Here is a 26,227-nt window from a genome sequence, read left to right as displayed (position 1 = left end):
TAATTCTGCTTTTAACTCTTCAAATCCTGGTTTACCAAGTAAAGCAAACATGTTTTTCTTGTATGCTTCTACTCCTGGTTGGTCGAATGGATTTACGCCTAATAAGTAGCCGCTCATCGCACATGCCTTTTCGAAGAAGTATACAAGGTAACCGAATGTGTACTCATTTAATTCAGGGATATTTACGATTAAGTTTGGTACGCCACCATCGCTATGTGCAAGTAATGTACCTTCGTATGCTTTCGTGTTTACGAAGTCTACAGTTTCACCAGCAAGGTAGTTTAATCCATCTAAATCGTTTTCTTCTGATTCAATTGTTAGTTCATGTGTAGATTTACCTACTTTCAGAACTGTTTCAAATAAGTCACGACGACCTTCTTGAACGTATTGACCTAATGAGTGTAAGTCAGTTGAGAAGTTTGCTGAAGATGGGAAAATGCCTTTTTGATCTTTTCCTTCACTTTCACCAAATAACTGTTTCCACCACTCAGAGAAGTATTGAAGTGCTGGCTCATAGTTAACAAGCATTTCAATTGTTTTTCCTTTATTGTATAAAGCGTTACGAACTACTGCGTATTGGTAAGCTGGGTTTTCTTCTAGTTCTGATGTACCGAAGTCACCATGACCAGCAGCTGCACCTTTCATCATCTCTTCAATATTTAAGCCACTTACTGCGATTGGTAATAAACCAACTGGCGTTAATACAGAGAAACGGCCTCCAACATCATCTGGAATAACGAATGTTTCGTAACCTTCGTTATCAGCTAATGTTTTTAATGCACCACGTGCTTTATCCGTCGTTGCATAAATACGTTTGCGAGCTTCTTCTTTTCCATACTTTTCTTCTAATAACTTACGGAAAATACGGAATGCTAGTGCCGGCTCTGTTGTTGTACCTGATTTGGAAATAACGTTAATAGAGAAGTCTTTACCTTCTAATACGTCCATTAAATCTTTCATGTAAGTGGAGCTAATGTTTTGTCCAACAAATAGCACTTGTGGAGTTTTACGTTGTTCTTTAGATAGCGTGTTGTAGAAAGAATGGTTTAACATTTCGATTGCTGCACGTGCTCCTAGGTAAGAACCACCGATACCTACAACAAGTAAAATGTCAGAGTCATTTTTAATTTTTTCTGCGCATTTTTGAATGCGAGCGAATTCTTCTTTGTCATATTGAAGCGGAAGGTCTACCCACCCAAGGAAATCGTTCCCAGCTCCAGTTTTTTCGTGGATTGCATGATGTGTTACTTTCACTGCATCACGTAAATAAGTTATTTCGTGTTCACCGATGAAGGATAACGCTTTAGAATAGTCGAACGTTACATGTGTACTCATCTTTTTCCCTCCAATAATGTATATGTATTTCTGTATTCACTTTAGCGAAACTGAAGTTGTAAATCAAGCGATTCAACAATTGTAACCGTAACCAAAATATATTTTTTAGAAAAAGTTCATTTTTTGCATAAAAATTCGCATTTTTCGGTATAGATGTATATACATCCTTTTTCTTATATTTTTTATGTATAAAAACAACATAACTACGCCATTCTATAAAGGAGTTAATTAACTCATCGCTTGCTCATGCTTCACAATTAAGGGGGGGCTTTTTCATGAGTACTCTGCAACGTATCGCATTAGTCTTTACTGTAATTGGTGCTGTTAACTGGGGACTGATCGGGTTCTTCCAGTTTGACTTAGTGGCTGCCATTTTCGGTGGACAAAACTCAGCTCTCGCACGCATTATTTACGGTATCGTCGGTATTTCTGGGCTTATCAATCTTGGTTTACTCTTTAAACCATCAGAAAATCTTGGCACTCACCCAGAAACGAACGAAATTCGCTAGTCAGTATGTCTTTATTTCACCTCCGACATACGAATATGATTGCATGCAATCATATTTGCAAATATATATCATAAAACAAAGTAAAAGAGGAACGCTCATATGCGCTCCTCTTTTACTTTGTTAACTCGGATTCTTCAATCCATTCCGTTAGCTTTTCTCGCAGCGTATTAAATCCATTCTCAGATGGATTCGGTATAAGAATCCGTCCTTGTTTTCTTTTCGCCGCTTTTAACGATAAACTCATTTTTCTGTGTTCTTCATCAATTGAAAGTACTTTTACTTCTACTGTATCGCCGACTTTTAAAAAGTCATGAATATCCTTTACATATCCATTTGTAATTTCAGATATATGCACAAGCCCTTGTGTTTCTGCATCTAACGCTACAAATGCTCCGTAATCTTGAATCCCAGTCACTTTCCCTGTTACAACCACTCCAGTTGTATATTGTTCTGACATATGAAACACTCCCATACGTTTACCATTTTCTCTACAATTGTAGATAGCAAAGCAGATGATTTATTGTTAAATATCCGATTAGTTAGTACGTACCCTAAGTAAAGCTACTCAGGATACGCATACCTTATATTAGTAAATTATACCACTATGACAGAACTCATTCAAAATTAACGAAAAATTTCCTAGAGTACGTATAATTTTCTAATATTGGGATAGAATACTAACACATGGCTTTCTAGTATTCCCCCCCTTTTATGGACAAAACGTATTATGTTTTGTCCTTTTTTTATTTTCTATAAACCGTTCCATTCTCTTCATTGCTTCCATAAGTTGTTCAAGCGATGTTGCATACGAACAACGAATAAATCCTTCACCACTTTCGCCAAATACACTTCCAGGTACAACAGCCACCTTTTCTTCTAATAATAACTGTTCTGCAAATTCTGCCGAAGATAGTCCAGTTGAAGAAATAGAAGGAAAGACATAAAATGCTCCGCCCGGCACATGACACATTAAACCCATTTCATTAAACGATGTCGTCATAAAATTACGGCGTTTCTTATAACTATCTCTCATCCGAATTACTTCATCATTCCCCGCGCGTAACGCTTCAAGTGCTGCGAACTGAGACATTGTCGGTGCACACATCATGGAATATTGATGAATTTTGAGCATTAATTCCGAAAATTGAACAGGAGCTGCAATCATACCGAGGCGCCATCCTGTCATCGCAAACCCTTTTGAAAATCCGGAAATTAAAATTGTATGCTCGCGCATATTTTTAATACTCGCGAAACTTGTATATACTTCGTCGTATACAAGCTCTGCATAAATTTCATCAGATAATACGATTAAATTGTACTTCTCAACAATCACTGCTATTTCTTCAAGCTCGGATTTATTTAACATTGCACCTGTTGGGTTATTTGGTGAACAAAGCAAAATTACCTTTGTTTTCGCTGTAATAGCTGCTTCAATTTGTTCTGGTTGTACTTTAAACTCGTTTTCTAAAGTCGTTGCCACAGGAACCGGAACTCCTCCAGCTAATGTCACAAGCGGTGCATAAGAAACGAAACTTGGTTCAATAATGAGTACTTCATCATCAGGATTTATAATGGCACGCATCGCTACATCTAACGCCTGACTCGCTCCAACTGTAACAATGATTTCATCGTTCGGATCATAGGATACTGCAAATTGTTTTTTTAGATACTTTGCTATTTCTTGGCGAAGTTCCAATAATCCTGCATTTGCTGTATATGACGTATATCCTTGTTCTAAAGAACGGATGCATGCTTGCCTTACATTCCAAGGTGTAACAAAGTCAGGCTCTCCTACTCCAAGAGAAATAACACCTTTCATATTTGCTGCTAAATCGAAAAACTTTCGAATACCAGATGGTTGTAAAGATTCTGCCGTTCTAGATAGTTCAAATTGCTTCATGGTGTCACCACAATGCGCTTATCATCATCGTTTTTTTCGTAAATAATTCCCTCATGTTTATACTTTTTCAAAATGAAATGCGTTGTTGTAGAAACGACAGATTCAATTGTTGCTAATTTCTCAGAAACAAACATCGCTACTTCTCCCATTGTCTTTCCTTCTAATGTAATAGAAAGATCGTATGTCCCTGACATTAAATACACAGATTTCACTTCTGAATAACGATAAATTTGTTCAGCAACCGCATCGAACCCAACGCCGCGCTTTGGCGTAACTTTCACATCGATCATCGCCGTTAAACCTGTATGTTCTTTTACCTTCGTCCAATCGATATGTGTTACATAATCCACAATAATCTTTTCCGCTTCTAATTTTTCAACCATCTTCTTTACTTCTTCTACTTCTATATTTAACAGCTTCGCTAATGTATCTACAGATAATCGACTACTTTTTTCAAGACAAGCTAATAATTCTAATTCTTTTTCTGTCACCATATAAATCATCCTTCCTTTTCGGTTGTGTCTAAATTATACAAATACCCTTTCCAGTTTGAAAAGAAGATTTTTTTAGTGAATTATGTCAAAATAAAGTGAAACTTTAATCAGTGAAAAAACGTAGGATAAAGTGAAAGGGGATGGAACCGTGAAACCAAAAGTTTATATTGCTGAACCAGTTCCAACATTTGTAGAAAACTATTTATTAGAACACTGTGATTATGAAAAATGGGAGCAAAATGAGAAGGTGCCTCGTGATGTCCTATTGGAGAAAATACAAAATAAAGATGGATTATTAAATTTTGGATCTGCTATTAATGAAGAATTATTAAATGTAGCTCCTAACTTAAAAGTAGTAAGCAACATTTCTGTCGGTTACGATAATTTTGATTTACAAGCGATGGAAAAGCGAAATGTAATCGGAACGAATACACCATATGTATTAGATGATACAGTAGCTGACCTTGTTTTCGCTCTTATGTTATCTGCTGGTCGCCGCGTCTGTGAACTCGACTCCTACGTGAAAAATGGTGAATGGAACGCCGAAATTGGAAAAGAGCACTTCGGGCTGGATGTACACCATAGTACAATCGGTATTATCGGTATGGGGCGAATTGGAGAAGCCGTTGCAAAACGAGCGAAATTCGGATTTGATATGGATGTTCTTTATTATAACCGTCGCCGTAAAGAAGAAGCTGAACAAAAATTTGATGCTACATATTGTGATTTACAGACGCTACTCAAACAGTCTGACTTTATTATTCTTCTTACTCCATTAACAGATGAAACGTATCACCTTATCGGAGAAAAAGAATTTTCATTAATGAAAGAAACAGCAATCTTTATTAATGCTTCTCGCGGGAAAACAGTAGATGAAGAAGCGTTAATCCATGCGTTAACCGAAAAGAAAATCTTTGCAGCAGGCATCGATACTTTTACACAAGAGCCAATTCAAAAAGATAATCCCCTCTTATCATTACAAAATGTTGTGACTTTACCGCACATCGGATCTGCAACATTAAAGACTAGGCAGCAAATGGCTATGACAGCCGCTGAAAATTTAGTTGCAGGATTACAAGGAAAAACACCGCCTAATATTGTTCGTGGGTAATAATAAATAAGCGAAAGGCAAGATGACATCGTCATCTTGCCTTTTTTTGTTAACATATTTTTTTCTTCCTTGGAAATGATATGAACAAAAATCAATGGAGTGACAAAAAATGAATCACGAATATACTTGTCCTTATTTCACTTTTTCCACTCGCGGCACTACTATTCATTACGAATTGTATGAACATGACAACAAAACGGAACGTCCTACTTTCGTACTCGTTCATGGCTTTTTATCTTCCTCATTCAGTTACCGCCGCCTCATTCCTTTATTATCGAAAGCAGGAACAGTACTAGCTCTTGATTTACCACCATTCGGAAAAAGTGATAAGTCTCATCTCTTTAAGTATTCTTATCATAATTTAGCAACGGTTATCATCGATTTAATTGAACATTTATCTCTCTCAAATATTGTGTTAGTTGGGCATTCTATGGGTGGACAAATTTCTCTCTATGTAAACCGTATACGCCCTGAATTAATCTCAAAGACGATTTTACTATGTAGCTCTAGCTATTTAGCACGCGCAACCTTACCTTTACTGTACTCTTCTTACTTACCGTTCTTTCATTTATACGTAAAGAACTGGATTATACGGCGCGGGATTGTTCATAACTTAATGAATGTCGTTCATGATCACTCATTAATTGACGATGAAATGAAGGAAGGTTACTCCGCTCCTTTTTATGACAACCGTATATTCCCTGCTTTAACTCGTATGATAAGAGACCGTGAAGGTGACTTATCTTCAACTGAATTACAAAAGATCGAAACACCTACACTACTCATTTGGGGTGAAAAAGATCGTGTCGTCCCTGTACATGTAGGTCATCGGCTACACAAAGATTTACCAAATTCGAAATTTATTTCTTACGAAAACACAGGACATTTACTACCTGAAGAAAAGCCTGAACATGTTTATGAAGAAATCATTGCGTTTTCCGCGCAATAATGCAAAAGGCTGTCGGAAATTCCGACAGCCTACAATGAACAACTTCCGCCTTCTTTTATTACAAGTAATTCCACAGCTAACTTCTCACATTTTTCAAGCGCAGGTACTTCCTCAAAAGACATAAAGTATATATGTTGAATCTTTTTTGCGATGTATTTTGAATCGTCGAACACACTTACGACGTTCACAACATCGCTCGCTTCTGTTTCATAAAACTCCGGTCCCATTTGAAACGGATCCCAATTCTTCACAACCTCTATCATCTTTTCATATGTACCCATTCGCTTCCCGCCTTTTCACTTTTTAATGCTTTTCTTTATCCTATCACATCAGCTATTCTATAAGAAGAGAGAGAACTTTCATAACTTAACGGTTTTACAGAAGAAGGGGGCAAACTTATGCAACTATTTCATAAAACAGTCAATCGACGTGGAACTCATAGTACAAAATGGGATACGTATAAAAACGAAGAACTTATCCACGCTTGGATAGCTGATATGGATTTTGAAGTACCACAACCAATTCAAACTGCTTTAAAGAAACGTATCGAGCATCCTATTTTCGGCTATACACTTCCTCCCGAAAATATTGGAGATACTATTTGTAACTGGACAAAAAAACAGTACAACTGGGATATTCAAAAAGATTGGATTGTCTTTAGCGCAGGGATCGTTCCAGCTCTTAGTACGAGCATACAGGCCTTCACAAAGGAAAATGAATCCGTTCTCGTACAACCACCTATTTATCCCCCATTTTTCGAAATGGTTACAACAAACAATAGACAATTATGCGTGAGTCCATTACAGAAACAAAATGATACATATGCGATAGACTTCGAGCATTTAGAAAAGCAATTTCAACAAGGCGTCAAACTCATGCTTCTTTGTAGTCCTCACAATCCAATCGGGCGTGTTTGGTCAAAAGATGAACTCACACAACTTGGCGCATTGTGTACAACATATAATGTAATCGTTGTCGCAGATGAAATTCATGCCGATATTATTTACGGAGATCGTACTCATACACCATTTGCTTCTTTATCTGAAGAATTAGCAGCACGCACGATTACTTGTATGGCTCCGAGTAAAACATTTAATATCGCCGGATTACAAGCATCGATTATTATCATTCCAAACGAAAAACTCCGTCAAACCTTTACATCTATCCAATATAGACAAGGTTTCCACGGATTAAATACATTTGCCTATACAGCGATGCAAAGTGCCTATACAGAATGTAATGATTGGCTAAATGAAATTCGATTATATATAGAAGATAACGCTCAATTCGCTTGTGAATATATTAAAAATCACATACCCGCTCTTTCTGTAACAAAACCAGAAGGTAGCTTTTTATTATGGATTGATTGCTCTCGCCTACAGCTTTCTCAAAACGAACGCACCACATCGCTTGAGGAAAAAGGGAAAATCATCGTTGAACCTGGTGAGAAATACGGATTAGGCGGAGAAGAACATATTCGAATTAACATCGGCTGTCCAAGATCTGTTTTAGAAGAAATCTTAAATAGGTTGCGCCATACGTTTTCAGAATAAGAAAGGAGGCGACCTCCAATCGTTTTGGGACAACCTCCTTTATCAATATCTTTTCAATTACGTTTCACAAAAAAAGCTACCATGCACGGTAGCTTTTACTTTTTCTTCATATCCGATGCTTTTTTTACAATGACACCACAAGCAATTCGATCACCTGATTTACCTGTTGGTTGTGTCATACCATCATCAGCGTTTTCTGTAATAATAATAGACGCTCCATCTTTTCTATGAATCGTTGTTTTTCCTTCTTCAAGCGTTATGTGCGGCGCATCGATTTCTGCCTTGATCTTTCCAGAACCGTCTGCAATTACGTTCGGTAAATCACCGTTTTCTGCACCCTTCGGATTAAGAAGTCCATGTTTTTTATTATCAGGATTAAAATGATTGCCAGATGATTCAAAACGTGGTGCTTTACACTCACCAATTTCGTGTACATGTATGCCGTGCGGGCCTGGTGCAAAACCTTCCCCTTTAATCGTAATTTTCACTCCGCTTGTTTGTTGCTTTACTTTCGCAGTCCCCACTTCATCGCCTGAAGCATTATGTAATTTCACGTCAATTTCTTTCGGCTTTCCTTGGTCACAACCTGCCATCAGAAATAATAAACAACAACTGAAAAAAAGCCGTTTTTTCATTCTATTCCCTCCAAAATATATTCTGCCCTTAGATTGTCCGAGCATATAGGGAAACATACAAAAATGAGTTACTGTTTCTTTTCCGCTAAAAGTTTTTCTTCAACTTTCTGTAATCGCTCCGCTTCGCGTTTTGATACACGAATGAACATACGCCACGTAGCAACGGCACCAATGATAAATAGAACGCAAACAATCCCTGGAATAATATATTCTGTTTTATCTTCCGGAAAATATAAAGGCATCATAACGAACACTCCTTATTATTGGATTCAAAAAAACATCAGAATTTTCTGTTATATACCTTTAAATTATAGTTGAACCAGTTCATATTCTCAAGGGGCGTTCCAAAAGCGAATGATTTCTTTGACTCCTTCGCACACTTTCCTTACTATAAACTTGAGGTGAAAAATATGAGAGAAACATTTGAAATTGGTGAAATCGTTACTGGTATTTATAAAACTGGCAAATACATCGGCGAAGTTACAAATAGCCGTCCTGGCAGTTACGTCGTAAAAGTGTTAGCTGTTTTAAAACATCCGGTGCAAGGTGACTTACATAACGTAAAACAAGCTGACGTACCATTTTTCCATGAAAGACGTGCTTTAGCTTTCCGGGAACAGACGAACATTCCAGAGCAAATGGTGAAGAAATATGAAGGAGAAATTCCAGAGTATACAGAGTCACTCAAATTAGCATTAGAAACTCAAATGAATTCATTTTCTGAAGATGATTCACCTTTTGCGGTTCGTAGTCTAGAAACATTAGAGCAATTAAAAAAAGATTACAAACTTTAAAAAAAACAAAACGACCAAATTACATACTGTGCAATTTGGTCGTTACTGTGTACTCACTTTCTTTAACACTTTTGAAAAATCAACGAGTTCTCCCAATGTTGGAGGTGCTGGTTTCACTAAATACTCTTTATCTTTTTCTACTAATTTAAAAATATTATACGTCGTCATCGCATCATCTAGCGCACAATGATGCTTACCCGTCCCTGCTTTTCCATATGCCTCAATTGCTTTCCACAATCCAGTTTGATTTCTCTCCCCAAAAAACTTCTTATACTCAATTGATAAATCACGACACTGTCCTAAGAACGGAAAGTCTACTCTTGCCATTTCACAATTATGCTTCAACACTTTCATATCCATATTTCCCCACGTAACAATGGTTGGTTTACATCTCCTTTCATATTCTGCAAGTTTTTCAACGAGTTCTGGAAACGAAATTCCTTTATCTACGACTTCTTGTTTAATTCCTAAAAATTTCTTACATCGATCCGTTAAAGAAGGAAAAGTTTTCGGCCTAACATGAGCTGAATACGTGTCTTCTACCTTACAGCCAACAACCGAAACGAGTCCTACCTCAATGATTTCCGGGAAAAATCCTTTTGGTTTTTTTCTGTGCTGGGGCATCGTAAACTCAAAATCCAAAAATAAAAATCGTTGTTCATCCATACGATCCCTTCCTTATCATCTTTGTCATTCCTTTCTATTTGACACTCCTACACGAACAAGCTCGAATGCTAATTCCATTTTAAATATTCAGATTGGATGTATCTTATATATATGTCAAATGCCCACAAATATTTTTAAAAATAAGAAAAAATGACCGATGCAGAAAATATGACAAAATACCCCCTCTCATTTACATCCTCCATTTTTCTACTTTATAATGACTTTATGTGTGTTTCTTTGGGAACATTTTTGACACACTAAGAAAAGTGAATGAAAGGAGATGAGAGTTTTGCACGAAACAACGCAAGAGCTCGCAAACTGGCAGTATTATTTTGCTATCGCAGTCTTTTTAATTACATATGCCATTATTATTTCAGAAAAAATTAATCGCGCTGTCATCGCACTTCTTGGTGCAGCACTCATGGTAATTATGGGGGTCGTTGATTTACACAACGCCTTTACGAAACATATTGAATGGGGGACGATTACGCTACTCATCGGTATGATGATTCTGGTGAACATTACGAGTAAATCGGGTGTCTTCCAATACGTTGCCATTAAAGCAGCAAAAGGGGCGCAAGGAAATCCAATTAAAATTTTAATTTCACTTTCCTTACTTACTGCGCTTGGTTCCGCATTTTTAGATAACGTTACAACTGTACTTCTTGTTGTTCCAGTTACTTTATCTATTACGCGCATACTGCAAGTAAATCCTGTTCCTTATTTACTTTCTGAAATTATTTTTTCAAACATTGGAGGAACAGCAACATTAATTGGTGATCCGCCAAATATTATGATTGGTTCTGCAAATAAGCATTTAGATTTCAATGCTTTCTTATTCAACTTAGCACCTATCGTAATCATTATTATTGCTGTTACAGCGACAATACTTTACTTCATGTACCGTAAACAATTAATTGCTGATCCTGTACAAATTAAAAAATTAATGAGTTTAGATGAAAAACAATACATTAAAGATCCAGTATTAATGAAAAAATCTTTAACAGTACTTGGGCTTACAATCGTAGGTTTCATGACTCATTCGATCTTCCATGTTGATGCGGCTATCATCGCTTTAACTGGTGCTACTGTACTTATGCTAATCGGTGTGAAAGAACATGAAATTGAAGAGGTATTCGCAAGTGTAGAGTGGGTAACAATCTTCTTCTTCGCAGGACTATTCGTACTTGTTGGAGGACTTATTGATATCGGCCTTATCAAAATGTTAGCTCAAAAAGTAATTGGAATAACAGGCGGAGATGTTTCTTACGCATCTATCCTTATTTTATGGGTATCTGGTATCGCCTCTGCAACAATTGATAACATTCCATTCGTTGCAACAATGATCCCACTTATTAACGATATGGCAGTTGGGCTAGGTTTATCACCTTCTGACGCACAAATCGACGTATTATGGTGGGCATTAGCATTAGGTGCTTGTCTAGGTGGAAACGGAACATTAATTGGAGCTTCTGCTAACGTAATTGTTGCAGGTATCGCAAGTCGTGAGGGCCATAAATTTAGCTACATGGAATTCCTTAAAGTCGGCTTCCCAATTATGATCGTTTCATTAATCATTTCTCATATTTATATTTATTTACGCTACCTTATGTAGTAAAAAAAGGGCTGTCCTATGTGGCAGCCCTTTTTTCTTAGTCAACGAAATATCGATTAACCAACAAAGAGCTGTTCCAAAATATCTTTGAAACAGCTCCCCGCATATATCTACTCTTTATACCTTACCGGCTCATTCCGAATAATGAACAAGTGAATCGGTAAAAAAACCGAAAATGTGATTGTATGAATAATCGTAAACAATATAGAATTCGTTCCGTATCTATCTAAAATTGCGTAGATAAGATAAATAGACAGCACAATCGATACAGCTGTTGCTAATAAATATAGAATTGGTACGAAGTTAAAAATGAAACACGCGACATATATGCCGAATACTTTCCATCCTGCTTCTTCTTTTAAGAAATCCGGTAATTTGTCTTTCGCTAAATCCCCCCATATCTTACTATTTAAAAAAGGAATAAACGCAAGAACACCATCCGTTGCACCATCATTTTTCGCCATCGTATACAGTGCAAAAGCCGTTAATAAATACGCAATAATTGCCCAAATCAATATAACAAGAATAAACGCAAAACTAAGAGCAAAGAAACCTGCTAGTACGCCTTGATCTTCCATCTTATCCTCTCCTCTCTACTTTCAACATATTTCATTACTTTACAAGTTATGTTTTAAAATTTATCCAAACTCTCTGTATAATGGTATGAGAAAGGTAATAAGAAAGGAGAACGCACTTATGCATCCATTTGTACAAGCATTACAAGAGCATTTCATAGCTCATAAAAACCTTGAAAAAGCGGAACCGATGGCACGTTATATGAAAAATCACTTCCCATTTCTCGGTATTCAAACACCTGAAAGAAGACAACTGTTGAAAGACGTCATCCAAATACATACTCTCCCAGATCAAAAAGATTTCCAAGTTATCGTACGTGAGCTTTGGGATTTACCAGAACGTGAATTTCAAGCGGCCGCACTCGATATTATGCAAAAATATAAAAAGCATATAAACGAAACGCATATCCCGTTTTTAGAAGAACTCATTGTAACAAAATCTTGGTGGGATTCTGTCGATAGCATCGTTCCTACATTTTTAGGGAATATCTTTTTAAAACATCCGGAATTAATTTCCGCCTATATTCCAAAATGGATTGCATCAGATAACATATGGTTACAACGCGCCGCTATTTTATTCCAGCTAAAATATAAACAAAAGATGGATGAAGAACTTCTTTTCTGGATTATTGGACAACTACATTCTTCAAAAGAATTTTTCATTCAAAAAGCAATCGGCTGGGTCCTTCGCGAATATGCAAAAACGAAGCCCGATGTCGTTTGGGAATACGTGCAAAATAACGAGCTTGCCTCGCTTAGTAAACGTGAAGCAATTAAGCACATTAAACAAAATTACGGAATAAATAACGAAAAAATAGGCGAGACTCTATCATAGATAGACGCGTTCCTCTATTGAGATTTAAAAAAGAACGTGTTAGAATATGTTCATTATTATTAATATAAGTAGCGATGACGGACTTATAAGTACTTGCACAAAAGCGATTCAGGGATAGTGAAAGCCTGAAACCGCAAGGAAACGGCAGTCCCGAGCAATACGTGATAAAGTGGATGCACCTGTTGTGTATCAACTAGGGTGGAACCGCGGGCAAACGCTCGTCCCTAGGCAATTAAGCCTTGGGATGAGCGTTTTTTTATGTTTTCAAAGCATATACCGCTCGTTTCACTAGTATCTGAGCACGTCATCGCCAATACGTTAACTTTCAAAAGGAGGATTTTATTATGTATTCAATGGAACAAGTTGTAAACTTAGCGAAACATCGCGGTTTTGTTTTCCCTGGTTCTGAAATTTACGGTGGTCTTGCAAACACTTGGGATTACGGTCCACTTGGAATCGAATTAAAAAATAACGTTAAAAAAGCTTGGTGGAAAAAATTCATTCAAGAATCTCCACATAACGTTGGTTTAGACGCAGCTATTTTAATGAACCCAAAAACTTGGATCGCTTCTGGTCACGTTGGTAACTTCAACGATCCAATGATCGACTGTAAAAAATGTAAAGCGCGTCACCGTGCCGACAAATTAATTGAAGATGCATTAGATGCAAAAGGCATCGAAATGGTTGTTGATGGTCTTACTTTCGACCAAATGGCTGATTTAATGAAAGAACATGAAGTAAAATGTCCTGATTGTGGTAGCCAAGAATTCACTGAAATCCGTCAGTTCAACTTAATGTTCAAAACATTCCAAGGTGTTACAGAGTCTAGCACGAACGAAATCTTCCTTCGTCCTGAAACAGCACAAGGTATTTTCGTAAACTTCAAAAACGTACAACGCTCTATGCGTAAAAAGCTTCCATTTGGTATTGGCCAAATCGGTAAGAGCTTCCGTAACGAAATCACGCCTGGTAACTTCACATTCCGTACACGTGAATTCGAACAAATGGAACTTGAATTCTTCTGTAAGCCTGGTGAAGATTTAGAGTGGTTCGCATTCTGGCGTGAAACTTGTAAGAACTGGTTACTTTCACTTGGTATGACTGAAGAAAGCATGCGTCTTCGTGACCACGGTGAAGAGGAATTATCTCACTACAGTAACGCAACAACTGATATTGAATTCAGATTCCCATTCGGTTGGGGCGAACTATGGGGCGTTGCATCTCGTACAGACTTCGATTTAAAACGTCACATGGAACACTCTAATGAAGACTTTAACTATATCGATCCACAAACGAATGAGCGTTACGTACCGTACTGCATCGAGCCATCTTTAGGTGCTGACCGCGTAACATTAGCATTCTTATGTGATGCATATGAAGAAGAGCAATTAGAAAACGATTCTCGTACAGTTCTTCGTTTCCACCCTGCTTTAGCACCATACAAAGCAGCTATCTTACCATTATCTAAAAAGCTATCTGAAGGTGCTACTGAAGTATTCGCAGAACTAGCTAAAGACTTCATGGTAGACTTTGACGAAACTGGTTCTATCGGTAAACGTTACCGTCGTCAAGACGAAATCGGTACACCATTCTGTATCACTTACGACTTCGACTCAGTTGAAGACAAAGCTGTTACAGTACGTGACCGTGACACAATGGAACAAGTTCGTATGCCAATTAGCGAACTAAAAGGTTTCTTAGAGAAGAAAATCCAGTTCTAATTATAAGAAAAAGAGGCGCTCTATTGAGCCGCCTCTTTTTACTTTTCACGTTTTTCTTTAATTGCTACTGTACATCTTGATATGCATAGTAAATCATCATTTTCATCAATAATACGCACATCCCAAACCATCGTTGAATGTCCTCTATGTATCGGTGTCCCGATCGCTGTTACAATTCCATCTTTCTTTGAGCGAATGTGATTTGCATTAATTTCTAGACCGAAACAAATACATTTCTCTTGATCAATTAAATTGTATGAACCAACACTTGCTACTGTTTCCGCTAATGCAAGAGATGCACCGCCGTGTAAAAAACCAAACGGCTGATGCGTACGCTCATCAACAGGCATCGTAGCAACCACCTTATCTTCTGTCATCTCTAACAACTCAATTCCAAGTGAATCCATTAAAGTTTTTCCCATATCGTTTCCTCCTTCTCTTACTTTAATTGAATGTATAATTTTACCTATTTATTTTCAAACTACTTATAACACTTATATAAGGAGGTTTCACCTAAATGAAACAGAAATTTTGTATATTACTGCTTATGTTCTCCTTGCTGTCTATTGTACCAAATTGTGCACTAGCAGCCAAAGCATCCAACTTGACAATCGATGTTCAGACTGTAACACAAAAAGGTAAGAAACCTTATATAGAATATCAAATTAACAGACCTTCTTTTCACAATTTTTCCGATTCTAAATTTCAAAATAAGCTCAATTTCTATTACAAAAAATCTACCGATAAATTTAAAACAAAATTAGAAAAAGACGCAAAAAAATATTATAAAGAAACAGAAGGATCTAGTACACCATTTCATCCGTACGTGGCGAATGTTGATTATAAAGTCTCCCTGAATAAACCACCGTTTCTCAGCCTATATTTGAATTACTATCAATATACAGGCGGAGCACACGGTCTTTATACGTGGAAGGCAAACACATTTGATTTAAACGAAAAAAAGTTACTACGCTTAGATGATTTATTTCAACAAAAAGATACATATAAAGAAGTAATCCGCGCTGAGATCGTAAGACAAATTAAACAAAATGAAGGCATTTATTTTCCCGATGCAACTGAAAAGGTCATGAGCACGAAAAAGTTTCACTTCTTTTTAGAACCGGACAACCTCGTCATTTATTTCCCTTTATATGAGATTGCTCCTTATTCAAGCGGAATTCCTCAATTCCGTATTCCGTATACGTTGCTAAGAGAGTATTTGAAGCCTTCTTATCAAAATATTTTGATTGACAACAAGTAAATATTTTCGCTACGATAATGTTAACCTAAAAACAACAGGAGGTTAACATTATGAGAAGATTTCATGTTTTAGATTTAGCATTAGCTGCCATGTTCGTCGCTCTTATGGCCATTGGTGCAAATATTGTATCTTGGGCACCATTCCTGCAAGTAGCGGGCATCCCATTATCTATGCAACCATTTTTCGCAATTTTAGCAGGGCTTCTTCTTGGAAGTAGACTTGGTGCATTATCAATGACTGTGTATATGCTCGTTGGCTTAGCTGGTGCACCAATTTTCGCTAACTTCAAAGCTGGATTCGGGGCACTTTTAGATCCTACTGGTGGTTTTATTATTGCATTTATTATCGTTGCTTACGTATCAGGAAAACTAGTAGAACAAAAAGAACGACCAACATTCAGTACATTTGCAATTGCCTCTTTCACAGGAATCATTTTAACGTATATTATCGGTACTACTTATATGTACGGGGCAGTCAATTTCTTCATGGGTGGTAATATGAGTTATAAAGCTGCTTGGATGATTATGATGTGGTTCGCAGTAAAAGATATTGCATTTACCATTATCGGTGCTATTATCGCACCTCGCATATACTATGCTGTACGTCGTTCCGCTTATCAGCATTCTCATTCGACGATTTCATAATAAAAAGAGTTATCTTACTATGCTAAGATAACTCTTTTTTGTTTCTTCGACAATATACGACACATATTAAAAATGATTTTTGTTATGCTAATTCAGCAAATTAGATATTTTGCACATCTAATTAGAACAATATTTTGGAGGAAAATCAGTGAATCTATCAAAAAATACACTTATTAAAGTAAGTGTCGGAGTACTATCTTTATTTTTCATACTAGGTATGAGTATCGGTTACAAATTATATGGAAATAGCGAGTTAGGAATGTCATATACCTTTGGAAACGGCCTAGCATTTTTCTTTTTAATTCTTACTATAGTTAGTTTATGCGCGGCTTTAATCTTTATTGTTATTGGGTTAATTAAGAAAGTACGAAAATTACCAGCAAAAAAATCTTTAATAACATCGTTAATACTATTTCTAACAACCGTTATATCCGTCATCGTTCTTCTCTTTACGATAACAAAAGTAACAAATATGGAAGAGGAGTATCAAGCTCTTCAAGCCCAAAAGAAAAAAGAAGCTAATTACTTAATTGCCGCAGCATCTTTTTATAATAATATAAACACCTTTAAATATGCAGCATCTTACGTGTTATCCGAGTATTCAACTACATGGTCAAGCTCAATAGATAAAAGACAGGACTTCAATAATGCACTAAGTTCTAAGAGAACAGAAATTGACGGAATGATTACAAGCGTTGATACGTTTTATAACAATATGGGAAATGATTTAAAGTTAGTCTCTGAAGCTGCAAAAGAACAGCCTAATAAATATAAAGAAACCTATGAAGAATATAAAAAAATATATGGGATTATCACTGCGCTTAACGAACAGGCCCAATCTCCAAGTGGCAGCTTAATTTCATTTAATCAAAACGTTAATGCATTGATTCAGGAATACAAAAAAGCAGCTGGTAATATTAATATCGCTATTACTGATGAAATAAAATCCAAAGCTGATGAGCTAAAGCCTACTGATCAAAAGTAAAGACACTCTCTTGAGAGTGTCTTTTTTTCTCAAAAAAATCCCCTTTAGATTAAGCAGTAAATACGTTCCTTTACCGCTCATCCAACAGGGGATTATATCACTATATTAAGACTGTTGCTTCGTGTGTTCTTCTAAAATTTTCTGCATCATTGGAACCATTTCATCACGTAATTCTGGGTGTTGCAGGGCCATTTCGATTGTCGTTTGAACGAATCCTAACTTTTCACCTACGTCGTAGCGCTTTCCTTCGAAATCGTAAGCGAATACACGTTGAATTTCGTTTAAGTTTTGGATTGCATCTGTTAACTGAATTTCACCACCAGCACCAACATGTTGCTGTTCTAAGAACATGAAGATTTCAGGTGTTAAAACGTAACGTCCCATAATTGCTAAGTTTGAAGGTGCTGTACCTGCTGCTGGTTTCTCAACGAAATTGCGAACTTGGTAACGACGTCCTTCCTGCTCTAACGGGTCGATAATTCCATAACGGTGTGTTTCATCTTCTGGAACCGTTTGTACACCAATAACAGAAGAAAGCGTTTTATCATATTCTTCAATTAATTGACGTAAACATGGTTTTTCAGCTTGAACGATATCATCACCTAATAAAACAGCGAATGGCTCATCACCGATGAATTTACGTGCACACCAAACTGCATGCCCTAATCCTTTTGGTTCTTTTTGACGGATATAGTGAATATCTACCATTTTTGAAGAAGCCTGTACTTTTTCAAGTAACTCATACTTTTTCTTTTCTAATAAGTTTTGCTCTAACTCAAATGCATTATCAAAATGATCTTCAATAGAGCGCTTCGTTTTACCAGTAACGATAATAATATCTTCGATTCCTGATTTTATTGCTTCTTCTACAATGTATTGGATAGTTGGTTTATCTACTATCGGTAACATTTCTTTTGGCATTGCTTTTGTAGCTGGTAAAAAACGTGTTCCTAATCCAGCTGCTGGGATTATCGCTTTTCTTACTCTTTTCATCACAAAATACCCTCTCTTCTGTCAGAATCAATAACGATTATTTCCTTACATAGAACAAAAGGGAGGTTTCACTCCCTTTTGTTCCCTACTACTTAAAATTACTTTATATTATAAACGATTCATAATATCTTCTTTAATAGTAAGTAACTTTTGTTCACTATTTTGTAAAGAATTATCTTGAACACCGAAGTAGAACTTAATCTTCGGTTCAGTTCCAGATGGACGTAGGCAGAACCAAGAACCATCTTCTAATTGATATTTTAACACATTTGATTTCGGTAAGTGAATCTCTTCTTTATGTCCATCTTGTAAAGATGTAACGATGCTCGCTTTATAGTCTTCAACAGCCACAACTGTTAAGCCCGCTACTTCTTTCGGAGGATTTTCACGGAATGTTGCCATCATCTCTTGAATTTGTTCCGCTCCATCTTTTCCTTTTAACGTTAGCGATACAAGATCTTCACGGAAGAAACCGTACTTCTCAAATACTTCTAATAAACCATCGTATAACGTTTTACCTTGTGATTTGTAGTATGCAGCTACTTCACATGCAAATAGAACAGATTGTACTGCATCTTTATCACGACAGAATGGACGGATTAAATAACCATAGCTTTCCTCATAACCGAATTGGAATTCGTATTGTCCGCTTTCTTCATACTGTTTAATTTTCTCACCGATAAATTTAAATCCAGTTAACGTATCAACTGTATCTAAACCGTATGCTTTCGCGATTGTACGGCCAATTTCAGACGTTACGATTGTTTTTAATACAACACCGTTCTCTGGAAGCGTTCCGTTTTCTTTCTTTTGAGATAATAAATAATCAAGCATTAATGCACCTGTTTGGTTACCCGTTAATACTTGGAACTCACCATCGTGATTACGAACTGCAACGCCTAGGCGGTCTGCGTCAGGATCCGTTGCGATTAACACATCTGCGCCTACCTTCTCACCGTCACGAATTGCATACTCAAACGCTGCATGCTCTTCTGGGTTCGGTGATTTTACTGTAGAGAAGTTCGGATCTGGTAATTCTTGCTCTTTTACAACTGTTACATCTTTAAATCCAACTTCTTCTAAACCACGGCGTACAGAAATATTTGATGTTCCATGTAATGGTGTAAAGACGATTTTTAAGTCTTTTCCAACATTTTGTACCATTTCTTTATTAATGATGACATTGTTCAATTCTGTTGCATATGCATCATCTACTTCTTGTCCAATAATATGTAATAAACCGTCAGCTTTTAATTGCTCCACATTAGCAACCTCAACTGTTAACTCATCCTCTACTGCATTTACATAGCTAATTAATTCATCAGCTTCTTTTGGCGGCAACTGCCCACCATCTTCACCATATACTTTATAACCGTTATATTCCGGTGGATTATGGCTTGCCGTAAGAACGATTCCACTTACTGTATGTAAATGACGAACTGCGAAAGAAAGCACTGGCGTTGGACGCAAGCTTTCAAACACATATGTTGTGATACCGTGTGCACCAAGTGTAGCAGCTACTTCCATTGCAAATTCAGGTGATTTATGACGAGAATCGTACGCTACAACAACACCGCGTTTTTTCGCTTCTTCACCTAATTTTTCAATAAACTTTGCTAATCCTTGTGTTGCTTTACGAACTGTATATACATTCAAACGGTTCGTACCAGCACCAAGTTCACCACGCATACCACCTGTGCCGAATTCTAGATTTTTATAAAAGCTGTCCTCAATTTTCTTCTCATCTTGCTTCATGTTTTCTAACTGTTCTTTTAGTTCTGCATCTAACTCTGCATATGAAAGCCAGCGACTAAATTCTTGTTTCCAGTTCATATTTCTATCTCCTCTCGCTTGTCCTACCTTTATTATATGAAAAAAACAACCTGTATCTCAATATTTTTTACAATCTAACAGGATTTTACTAGGAATATTTGTATACACTATGGTTAAATACTCCAATAAAGGGAATGAGGATTATGCAAGAATGGGGCTTGTCAGAAGAGCTCAAAATACAAACAAAGCAAATGATTGAAATTGCTGAGAAAGAATTATCCATTATGAGACAAGCAATTGATAAAGAGGATGAATGTATTTTGTGCAAAATGGAAGATATTCATCATATGTTAGCAAACGTACAAACATTGGCAGCTACATACTATATTCAAGCGTATTTATCACCTTATACGGAAAGCTCACATTCTATTACAGCAACTGTCCAACATTTAAGTGCCCGAAAACACGGGGCTCTTATTGTTGTGGAAAGAAACGAGCCGCTTGACTCTCTCATTCAAACTGGAACAACATTACATGCTCATTTAACCTCACCGTTACTTGAATCCATTTTCTATCCAGGTAACCCTCTTCATGACGGAGCCGTTCTCGTTAAAAATAATCATATTGTTTCAGCTGCCAATATTCTTCCGTTAACGAAAAGCACAGAAGTTGATCCTGAGCTAGGAACACGTCACAGAGCTGCAATTGGTTTATCAGAAAAAAGCGATGCACTTATTTTAGTTGTCTCTGAAGAAACAGGCCGCACTTCATTCGCTTTAAATGGGACGTTATATACGATTTCTTTATAGGATCCATCTTTTCCTATAGAACAGTACAATAGGAAATGAAATTATATCGACTTACCGAAAAAAAATGACAATAATCATACCAATAAAAAAGGCTGTTCCAAAATATTGGAACAGCCTTTTCTATTGGATCTTACTCTTCCCCGAAACGTTCAACAAGTGTTGCAAGTGTACGTACCATTGCACCTGTTGCTCCAGCTGGCCCTAAATCATGCGCTCCTGACGTTTCAGATGTTCCCGCGATGTCTAAGTGTACCCAAGGTGTATCTTCAGCAAATTCACCTAAGAATGTACCTGCCATAACCGCATGTCCTTCACGGCCTGGTGAGTTATTTAAATCGGCAAACTTACTGTTTCGAACGCGTTCTTTATCACGATCAAAAATCGGTAATTGCCAAATTGATTCATCTGTTTCCATAGACGCCTCTAGCACTTGCTCAAACAACTCTTCATTGTTTGTCATTGCGCCTGTCGTCTGATTTCCAAGTGCAACAATTACACCACCTGTTAATGTGGCAACATCAATAAGATAGTTTGCACCTAGTTTTTTCGCATACGTAATACCGTCAGCTAACGCTAGGCGACCCTCTGCATCTGTATTTAATACTTCAATTGTTTTTCCGCTCATAGATGTGATTACATCGTCTGGCTTAAATGCTGTACCACTTACAACGTTATCAGTTGATGGAATAACAGCAATCACATTTTGCTCTGGGCGAAGTTCACCGATAATTTCCATCGCACCTAATACAGACGCAGCACCGCCCATATCACCTTTCATACCGACCATGCCTTCACGTGGTTTTAAAGAATAACCACCTGTATCGTATGTAATCCCTTTTCCAACGAATCCAATGACATCTGTCCACTCTTCTTTTCCTTTATAAATAAGAGCGATCATTTTTGGTGGCTCAGTAGATCCTTGGTTTACTGCAAGTAACGCACCCATACCAAGCTCTTCCATCTCTTCTTTCTCAAGAACTTTATAATCCATATCATACTTTTCTGCTAACTCAACAGCATACTCAGCAAGCTTTGTTGCTGTTAATACGTTTGGTGGCATATTTACAAGTGTACGAGCTGAATTTGTTGCACGTCCATGTACGTAGCCAACTGTTAATGCAGCTTCAATTTCTTGTGCATCTTCCGCTGTAATAGCCGTGAACTTCTCTAGTTCCACACGATCCTTTTTATCTGATTTATACGTTTGTAACTCATATGTACCAAGACCTTGTACTTCTGCTGCAATATGAGCTACATCAATCGCATCCAATTTCTCTGTTACGAAAGAATCAAGCAAGATTGCTGCATCTTGTACTTTCGCTGCTTGTAACGTTTTAAACGCCTTACCAAGAGCAGAACGCAACGTTTCTGTCGTGTAAGACACTTTCTTACCTAAACCAACGAAATAATAACGTTTCACATTTGTTTTTCCTAAACTATGTACTTTTGAAATAGCTTTCTTCTTAGTAGAAAGTTCTTTCTCTTCTAATAAAACTTGTAATTGTCCTTCAAAAGCTTTGTCCAGTTCTTGTACAAAACTACTCGTTTTCTCTTCTTCAAATAAGGCAACGATTACCGCTTCATGGCTTGCTAATTCTTTTTGTACTTGAAACATGTTCAGACCCCCTAAATTTCTCTACTCTGCCTTTATTATAACTTTATTTTCGATAAAATGCGACAATTCTAACTTCTGTTACATCCTATATAATCCATATTTCTTCTATTTATAAAATAAAAAAGTCTAGCGTACTTCCCACTAGACTATCTTTGTTTTAAATATTGACCGCGAAACACTTGCATCGTTTCGTCTTGATTTAACATCGTTAACTCTTCTTCTGAAAACTTACCATTTCCGACTTTCACTACATACACATTTACTTTTTTCTTACCCCATTGGCTATAAACATCTTTCACCGTATCATAATATAGATCAAGACGGTTTCCTTTTATTGCACCGCCCTTATCAGCTACTACACCGTACCCATAACCTGGTACGAATAGAATCGTTCCAATTGGGAATACGCGTAAGTCCGCAGCTATTGTGGAATATAAATCCCTTTTCACCTTAACTCCTGAATATGTAATACCATACTCCGGATGTCCCGGTCTCTTACCAGTTGATTCAATTCCCGACGTATAACCTGTTGCAGTCATTTCAATTGAACGATATTTAGACCAGTCGTTTGCCTGCTCTAAAGCATTTATCACTTCTTTACTCGGAGCAACATTTCTCTTAACTTCTGCTGCATGTACTTCTTTTGCACTCGTTCCCTCATATTTCTTTACAATCTCTAATAAAGAAACTCCTGTGAAAGCATTCCATGTTACGCATAATGCGGATACAAGTAAACAAGTCATCATAATGCGAATACAATATCGTTTTAACATTTTTATATTCCACACTCCTTCATCGTTAATCATTCCCTATACGATGAAGGAATATGCAAAAAAATAATCCCCAAATGAATTGGAGATTAAAACATTTGATATCCGCTTTTCCGAAGTTTCTTAATGACAATTCCGGCTAAGGCAGCACCTACTAATCCAGTAGATAGAATAAACACATCTGCCTGCCCTAAATGCGATACACTTGTCCCAAATGAAGAGAATGTTTCTTTCGGCTTTGAAAAATAATCCCACACACTCGCCTTATTAATAATAAGTATACAAACAATCGGATACACAATAACCATTACCCATGTCGCTCGCAATATCATGTTGAGTAAAAATCCAATTCCAAAAAATAAAATGAAAAATAACATCATTGAAATAAGTAGTACCGGTATACTCACTCTTTCTCCCTCTCCTTCGTCTGCGCCGTAAATACGTGATAAGCTGTATAACCAAATTGCTCTCCTGGATCTAATGTTTTGTTCATCTCAAGATGTGGTTCTGATCTTCCTTCAAACAAATATTTGATAAGTACAGACGTATTTGGATCGTCCGCAATCGTATCTGGATGTAAAAATGCTACTTCAGACAATTCCTTCTCCTGTACAATAATGTTTTCTCCTTCAGGCTCCAAAAGGAAAATAATCATATTATCACTAATCTCATTGCGAATCACGCCCGATCGAACACCAATGATCCCCTTCACATGAGCGACGATACCTGTCTCTTCTAACACTTCACGTTTCACAGCTTCATCAACCGTCTCACCTTCATTTACAAAACCAGCCGGTAAAGACCATTTCCCCTTTAATCCACTGTATTTTTTCTTAACGAACAGCCACCTGCCATCTTTTGTAGCAACTAAACCACTAACAGCTAACCACACTTTCCCTCGCTTCTCCATGATGTAATACCCTCCTCTACTAGAACGGACAGAATATTCTTTCTTTTTTATATATTATACTATATTTTTTAAATGAAAAAAGCAGAAACAGCTCTTAGCCGTTTCTGCTTTTTCTACTATATATTAAAAGAACTTTAATTTACCTTTTTTAAGAACTAATAAAGGTCCACCTAATAAGAATAGGTAACGGTTATCGATAACTTTCTTCATGAAAGAAGCTTTCCAACCTGTTAACTTTTTGCCCATAACAACGCCCATTGCATCGTCATGACCTAAAGAACATACAGATCCTTTATTGTCGAATGCGAATTTTTTCATTTCGCCTTTACCACGAACTAACACAGTTAAGTTGTGTGCAATGTTGTAACCTTCTTGAATTGCGATTTGTGCCGTTGGTGGGTATGGACGATTAATTTCTTCGTTAATGATTAACGCTGCGTCACCAACCATGAATACATCTTCGTATCCTGGAGCGTGCATGTACTCATCAACTTTTACACGTCCGCGCATTGCTTCAAAGCCAGACTCTTCTACAATACCGTTACCACGAACACCCGCAGCCCAAACTACTGTTTCAGACTTAAGTAATTCAGTATCATCACCGTTTGCAACGATAATACCTTCTTCAGTTGCTTCTTTAATTGCTGTACCGATGCGGAATTCTACGCCTTTTTTCTCAAGTTGTTTTACAGCATATTCTACTAATGCTGGATCGAAACCTGGAAGTGCTGTTGGAGCAGCCTCTACACAGATGATACGTGCTTTTTCACGTGGTACATTGTACTCTTTGCAAAGTTCTGGAACACGGTTTGCAAGCTCACCTACGTACTCGATACCAGTAAATCCAGCACCACCAACAACGATTGTTACTAACTCATCGCGTTGTTCAGCTGCATATTTAGCGAAACTAGCTTCCATATGCTCACGAATTTGACGAGTTGCATTAATGTTAGCGATTGAGAATGCATGCTCTTTTAATCCTGTAATTCCGAATGTTTCTGATTCGAAACCAAGACCGATTACTAAGTAGTCATACTCTAACTCGCCGTCTTTTAAGATAATGCGTTTTTCAGCAGCTTTAATTTCTACTACTGTATCTTGTACAAAGTTTACTTTATTTGTATCAATAACGTCTTGAATATCTAGACAGATTTTTTCATCTTGTAATGTACCAGCTGCGCTCTCGTGTAACCAAGTCGCTTGGTAGTGATAGCTGTTGTTGTTTACTAACGTAATTTCAGCTTCATTTACAGATAATGCTTTTTGCAGACGAACAGTCGTAATCATCCCGCCATAACCTGCACCTAAAACTACGATTTTTGGAGTCTTCACCAAATCACAACCCTTTTCTTTATATAATAGTAATGAAAAATAATACCAAGTACTAAAAACTCTATTTGTCAAGAATGTGGAATTTATCACATTCTATATCATAACAAAACGCAGTCAAAAAATCGTACGATTTTTGTCATAGAAATTTAACATAATACTTCCCTATATTAGTCGGTTTTATTCCAGAATTCAAGCGTCTGGCGAATTATCAATATTTTAAAATAACATAGCGTTTTCAAGGGTTTTTCAACCTTTTTTTCATGTATTTTCCTTTCACCATATTTTATACAATTAAAAAAGCATCTATGCGAAAACTTACACACAATTCAGTCGTTTTCGGAAGTATTATGAACTCAAATATGCTATCATTTATTTGAAAGTGTCATCATTTGCAGGATTTTCTTGTACATATGAACAATATATGAAATCAATATCAAAATTCC

At 36.9% G+C, this 26,227-nt stretch carries 29 protein-coding genes; 12 read left to right on the top strand and 17 right to left on the bottom strand.

Annotated elements, in window-relative coordinates:
- A partial coding sequence (locus MKX31_RS26510) for a glucose-6-phosphate isomerase (RefSeq protein WP_340981703.1) occupies positions 1-1,335 on the bottom strand: 1,335 nt, incomplete at its 3' end.
- Positions 1,336-1,610: 275 nt separating this feature from the next.
- Between MKX31_RS26510 and MKX31_RS26505 the strand changes: the two genes are divergently transcribed.
- Positions 1,611-1,844: a DUF378 domain-containing protein gene (locus MKX31_RS26505; RefSeq protein ID WP_000105788.1), complete on the top strand. Its 234-nt coding sequence runs from the start codon at positions 1,611-1,613 to the stop codon at positions 1,842-1,844.
- A 112-nt stretch (positions 1,845-1,956) separates the two neighbouring features.
- Here MKX31_RS26505 and yugI read toward each other — a convergent pair whose 3' ends face one another.
- The 3 genes from yugI to MKX31_RS26490 form a co-directional block, all read right to left on the bottom strand.
- Positions 1,957-2,301: a S1 domain-containing post-transcriptional regulator GSP13 gene (yugI, locus tag MKX31_RS26500; RefSeq protein ID WP_000003765.1), complete on the bottom strand. Its 345-nt coding sequence runs from the start codon at positions 2,299-2,301 to the stop codon at positions 1,957-1,959.
- A 252-nt stretch (positions 2,302-2,553) separates the two neighbouring features.
- Positions 2,554-3,744, bottom strand: coding sequence for an aminotransferase (locus MKX31_RS26495; RefSeq protein WP_340981702.1), 1,191 nt, complete (start codon positions 3,742-3,744; stop codon positions 2,554-2,556).
- A complete protein-coding gene (locus MKX31_RS26490) occupies positions 3,741-4,238 on the bottom strand; it encodes an Lrp/AsnC family transcriptional regulator (RefSeq protein ID WP_000255701.1) in 498 nt (165 codons plus the stop codon). Before MKX31_RS26490 ends, MKX31_RS26495 begins: the two co-directional genes overlap by 4 nt.
- A 130-nt stretch (positions 4,239-4,368) precedes the next feature.
- Here MKX31_RS26490 and MKX31_RS26485 point away from each other — a divergent pair, with 130 nt between their 5' ends.
- Both MKX31_RS26485 and MKX31_RS26480 read left to right on the top strand, forming a co-directional pair.
- The gene (locus MKX31_RS26485) at positions 4,369-5,349 is read left to right on the top strand and encodes a 2-hydroxyacid dehydrogenase (protein WP_098101649.1); all 981 of its coding nucleotides are present in this window, start codon (positions 4,369-4,371) and stop codon (positions 5,347-5,349) included.
- A 109-nt stretch (positions 5,350-5,458) separates the two neighbouring features.
- Positions 5,459-6,298, top strand: coding sequence for an alpha/beta fold hydrolase (locus tag MKX31_RS26480; protein ID WP_001015206.1), 840 nt, complete (start codon positions 5,459-5,461; stop codon positions 6,296-6,298).
- Positions 6,299-6,327: 29 nt separating this feature from the next.
- Here MKX31_RS26480 and MKX31_RS26475 read toward each other — a convergent pair whose 3' ends face one another.
- Positions 6,328-6,579, bottom strand: coding sequence for a YugE family protein (locus MKX31_RS26475; RefSeq protein ID WP_000537644.1), 252 nt, complete (start codon positions 6,577-6,579; stop codon positions 6,328-6,330).
- Between the two features lie 117 nt (positions 6,580-6,696).
- Between MKX31_RS26475 and MKX31_RS26470 the strand changes: the two genes are divergently transcribed.
- On the top strand, positions 6,697-7,851 hold the full coding sequence (locus MKX31_RS26470) for a MalY/PatB family protein (protein ID WP_001175862.1): 1,155 nt from the start codon (positions 6,697-6,699) through the stop codon (positions 7,849-7,851).
- A 95-nt stretch (positions 7,852-7,946) separates the two neighbouring features.
- Here the strand turns inward: MKX31_RS26470 and sodC are convergent, their stop codons facing one another.
- The gene (gene sodC, locus MKX31_RS26465) at positions 7,947-8,486 is read right to left on the bottom strand and encodes a superoxide dismutase [Cu-Zn] (protein ID WP_064476316.1); all 540 of its coding nucleotides are present in this window, start codon (positions 8,484-8,486) and stop codon (positions 7,947-7,949) included.
- 68 nt (positions 8,487-8,554) lie between these two features.
- Positions 8,555-8,731 carry a hypothetical protein gene (locus MKX31_RS26460; RefSeq protein ID WP_000982763.1) on the bottom strand — a complete coding sequence of 59 codons (177 nt, stop codon included), beginning with the start codon at positions 8,729-8,731 and terminating at the stop codon, positions 8,555-8,557.
- A gap of 165 nt (positions 8,732-8,896) precedes the next feature.
- Here MKX31_RS26460 and MKX31_RS26455 point away from each other — a divergent pair, with 165 nt between their 5' ends.
- Positions 8,897-9,280, top strand: coding sequence for a kinase-associated lipoprotein B (locus MKX31_RS26455; protein WP_001209345.1), 384 nt, complete (start codon positions 8,897-8,899; stop codon positions 9,278-9,280).
- Positions 9,281-9,322: 42 nt separating this feature from the next.
- On the opposite strand, the gene kapD is transcribed toward MKX31_RS26455, so the two are convergent.
- Complete coding sequence (gene kapD, locus MKX31_RS26450; protein ID WP_064476315.1) at positions 9,323-9,946, bottom strand: 3'-5' exonuclease KapD; 624 nt, start codon at positions 9,944-9,946, stop codon at positions 9,323-9,325.
- A 289-nt stretch (positions 9,947-10,235) separates the two neighbouring features.
- Here kapD and MKX31_RS26445 point away from each other — a divergent pair, with 289 nt between their 5' ends.
- Complete coding sequence (locus MKX31_RS26445; protein WP_000545212.1) at positions 10,236-11,561, top strand: ArsB/NhaD family transporter; 1,326 nt, start codon at positions 10,236-10,238, stop codon at positions 11,559-11,561.
- A 110-nt stretch (positions 11,562-11,671) separates the two neighbouring features.
- On the opposite strand, the gene MKX31_RS26440 is transcribed toward MKX31_RS26445, so the two are convergent.
- Entirely contained in the window at positions 11,672-12,139 is a 468-nt protein-coding gene (locus tag MKX31_RS26440; protein ID WP_064476314.1) for a hypothetical protein, read from the bottom strand.
- Positions 12,140-12,257: 118 nt separating this feature from the next.
- Between MKX31_RS26440 and MKX31_RS26435 the strand changes: the two genes are divergently transcribed.
- Positions 12,258-12,971, top strand: coding sequence for a DNA alkylation repair protein (locus MKX31_RS26435; RefSeq protein ID WP_064476313.1), 714 nt, complete (start codon positions 12,258-12,260; stop codon positions 12,969-12,971).
- A gap of 344 nt (positions 12,972-13,315) precedes the next feature.
- Entirely contained in the window at positions 13,316-14,692 is a 1,377-nt protein-coding gene (locus MKX31_RS26430; protein WP_060488162.1) for a glycine--tRNA ligase, read from the top strand.
- A gap of 38 nt (positions 14,693-14,730) precedes the next feature.
- Here the strand turns inward: MKX31_RS26430 and MKX31_RS26425 are convergent, their stop codons facing one another.
- The gene (locus MKX31_RS26425) at positions 14,731-15,114 is read right to left on the bottom strand and encodes a hotdog fold thioesterase (RefSeq protein ID WP_000520763.1); all 384 of its coding nucleotides are present in this window, start codon (positions 15,112-15,114) and stop codon (positions 14,731-14,733) included.
- A 95-nt stretch (positions 15,115-15,209) separates the two neighbouring features.
- On the opposite strand from MKX31_RS26425, the gene MKX31_RS26420 reads away from it, so the two are divergent.
- The 3 genes from MKX31_RS26420 (at position 15,210) to MKX31_RS26410 (ending at position 17,582) form a co-directional block, all read left to right on the top strand.
- Complete coding sequence (locus MKX31_RS26420) at positions 15,210-15,953, top strand: DUF3298 and DUF4163 domain-containing protein (protein WP_064476312.1); 744 nt, start codon at positions 15,210-15,212, stop codon at positions 15,951-15,953.
- A gap of 50 nt (positions 15,954-16,003) precedes the next feature.
- Positions 16,004-16,597: a biotin transporter BioY gene (locus MKX31_RS26415; protein WP_001252151.1), complete on the top strand. Its 594-nt coding sequence runs from the start codon at positions 16,004-16,006 to the stop codon at positions 16,595-16,597.
- Between the two features lie 148 nt (positions 16,598-16,745).
- Positions 16,746-17,582, top strand: coding sequence for a hypothetical protein (locus tag MKX31_RS26410; protein ID WP_340981701.1), 837 nt, complete (start codon positions 16,746-16,748; stop codon positions 17,580-17,582).
- 105 nt (positions 17,583-17,687) lie between these two features.
- Here MKX31_RS26410 and galU read toward each other — a convergent pair whose 3' ends face one another.
- Positions 17,688-18,575: a UTP--glucose-1-phosphate uridylyltransferase GalU gene (gene galU, locus MKX31_RS26405; protein WP_000832650.1), complete on the bottom strand. Its 888-nt coding sequence runs from the start codon at positions 18,573-18,575 to the stop codon at positions 17,688-17,690.
- 108 nt (positions 18,576-18,683) lie between these two features.
- The gene (locus MKX31_RS26400; RefSeq protein ID WP_064476310.1) at positions 18,684-20,408 is read right to left on the bottom strand and encodes a phospho-sugar mutase; all 1,725 of its coding nucleotides are present in this window, start codon (positions 20,406-20,408) and stop codon (positions 18,684-18,686) included.
- 143 nt (positions 20,409-20,551) lie between these two features.
- On the opposite strand from MKX31_RS26400, the gene cdaS reads away from it, so the two are divergent.
- Entirely contained in the window at positions 20,552-21,157 is a 606-nt protein-coding gene (gene cdaS / locus MKX31_RS26395) for a sporulation-specific diadenylate cyclase CdaS (protein WP_001158734.1), read from the top strand.
- A gap of 130 nt (positions 21,158-21,287) precedes the next feature.
- Here the strand turns inward: cdaS and pepA are convergent, their stop codons facing one another.
- The 5 genes from pepA to MKX31_RS26370 form a co-directional block, all read right to left on the bottom strand.
- Positions 21,288-22,772: a cytosol aminopeptidase gene (gene pepA / locus MKX31_RS26390; RefSeq protein ID WP_064476309.1), complete on the bottom strand. Its 1,485-nt coding sequence runs from the start codon at positions 22,770-22,772 to the stop codon at positions 21,288-21,290.
- A 146-nt stretch (positions 22,773-22,918) separates the two neighbouring features.
- Positions 22,919-23,545: a 3D domain-containing protein gene (locus MKX31_RS26385; protein ID WP_000920109.1), complete on the bottom strand. Its 627-nt coding sequence runs from the start codon at positions 23,543-23,545 to the stop codon at positions 22,919-22,921.
- Positions 23,546-23,631: 86 nt separating this feature from the next.
- Positions 23,632-23,949: a YuiB family protein gene (locus MKX31_RS26380; protein WP_000027007.1), complete on the bottom strand. Its 318-nt coding sequence runs from the start codon at positions 23,947-23,949 to the stop codon at positions 23,632-23,634.
- Positions 23,946-24,452: an NUDIX hydrolase gene (locus tag MKX31_RS26375; protein WP_064476308.1), complete on the bottom strand. Its 507-nt coding sequence runs from the start codon at positions 24,450-24,452 to the stop codon at positions 23,946-23,948. Before MKX31_RS26375 ends, MKX31_RS26380 begins: the two co-directional genes overlap by 4 nt.
- A gap of 123 nt (positions 24,453-24,575) precedes the next feature.
- Positions 24,576-25,784 (bottom strand): NAD(P)/FAD-dependent oxidoreductase, encoded by a 1,209-nt coding sequence (locus MKX31_RS26370; RefSeq protein ID WP_142289306.1) that lies wholly within the window; start codon positions 25,782-25,784, stop codon positions 24,576-24,578.
- Positions 25,785-26,227: the final 443 nt, after the last annotated feature.

The organism is Bacillus sp. FSL M8-0063 (assembly GCF_038005545.1).
Taxonomy (GTDB): Bacteria; Bacillota; Bacilli; order Bacillales; family Bacillaceae_G; genus Bacillus_A; species Bacillus_A wiedmannii.
The sequence above is the reverse complement of the archived record's forward strand: the minus strand, read 5'-3'. Positions and strand labels throughout refer to the sequence as shown.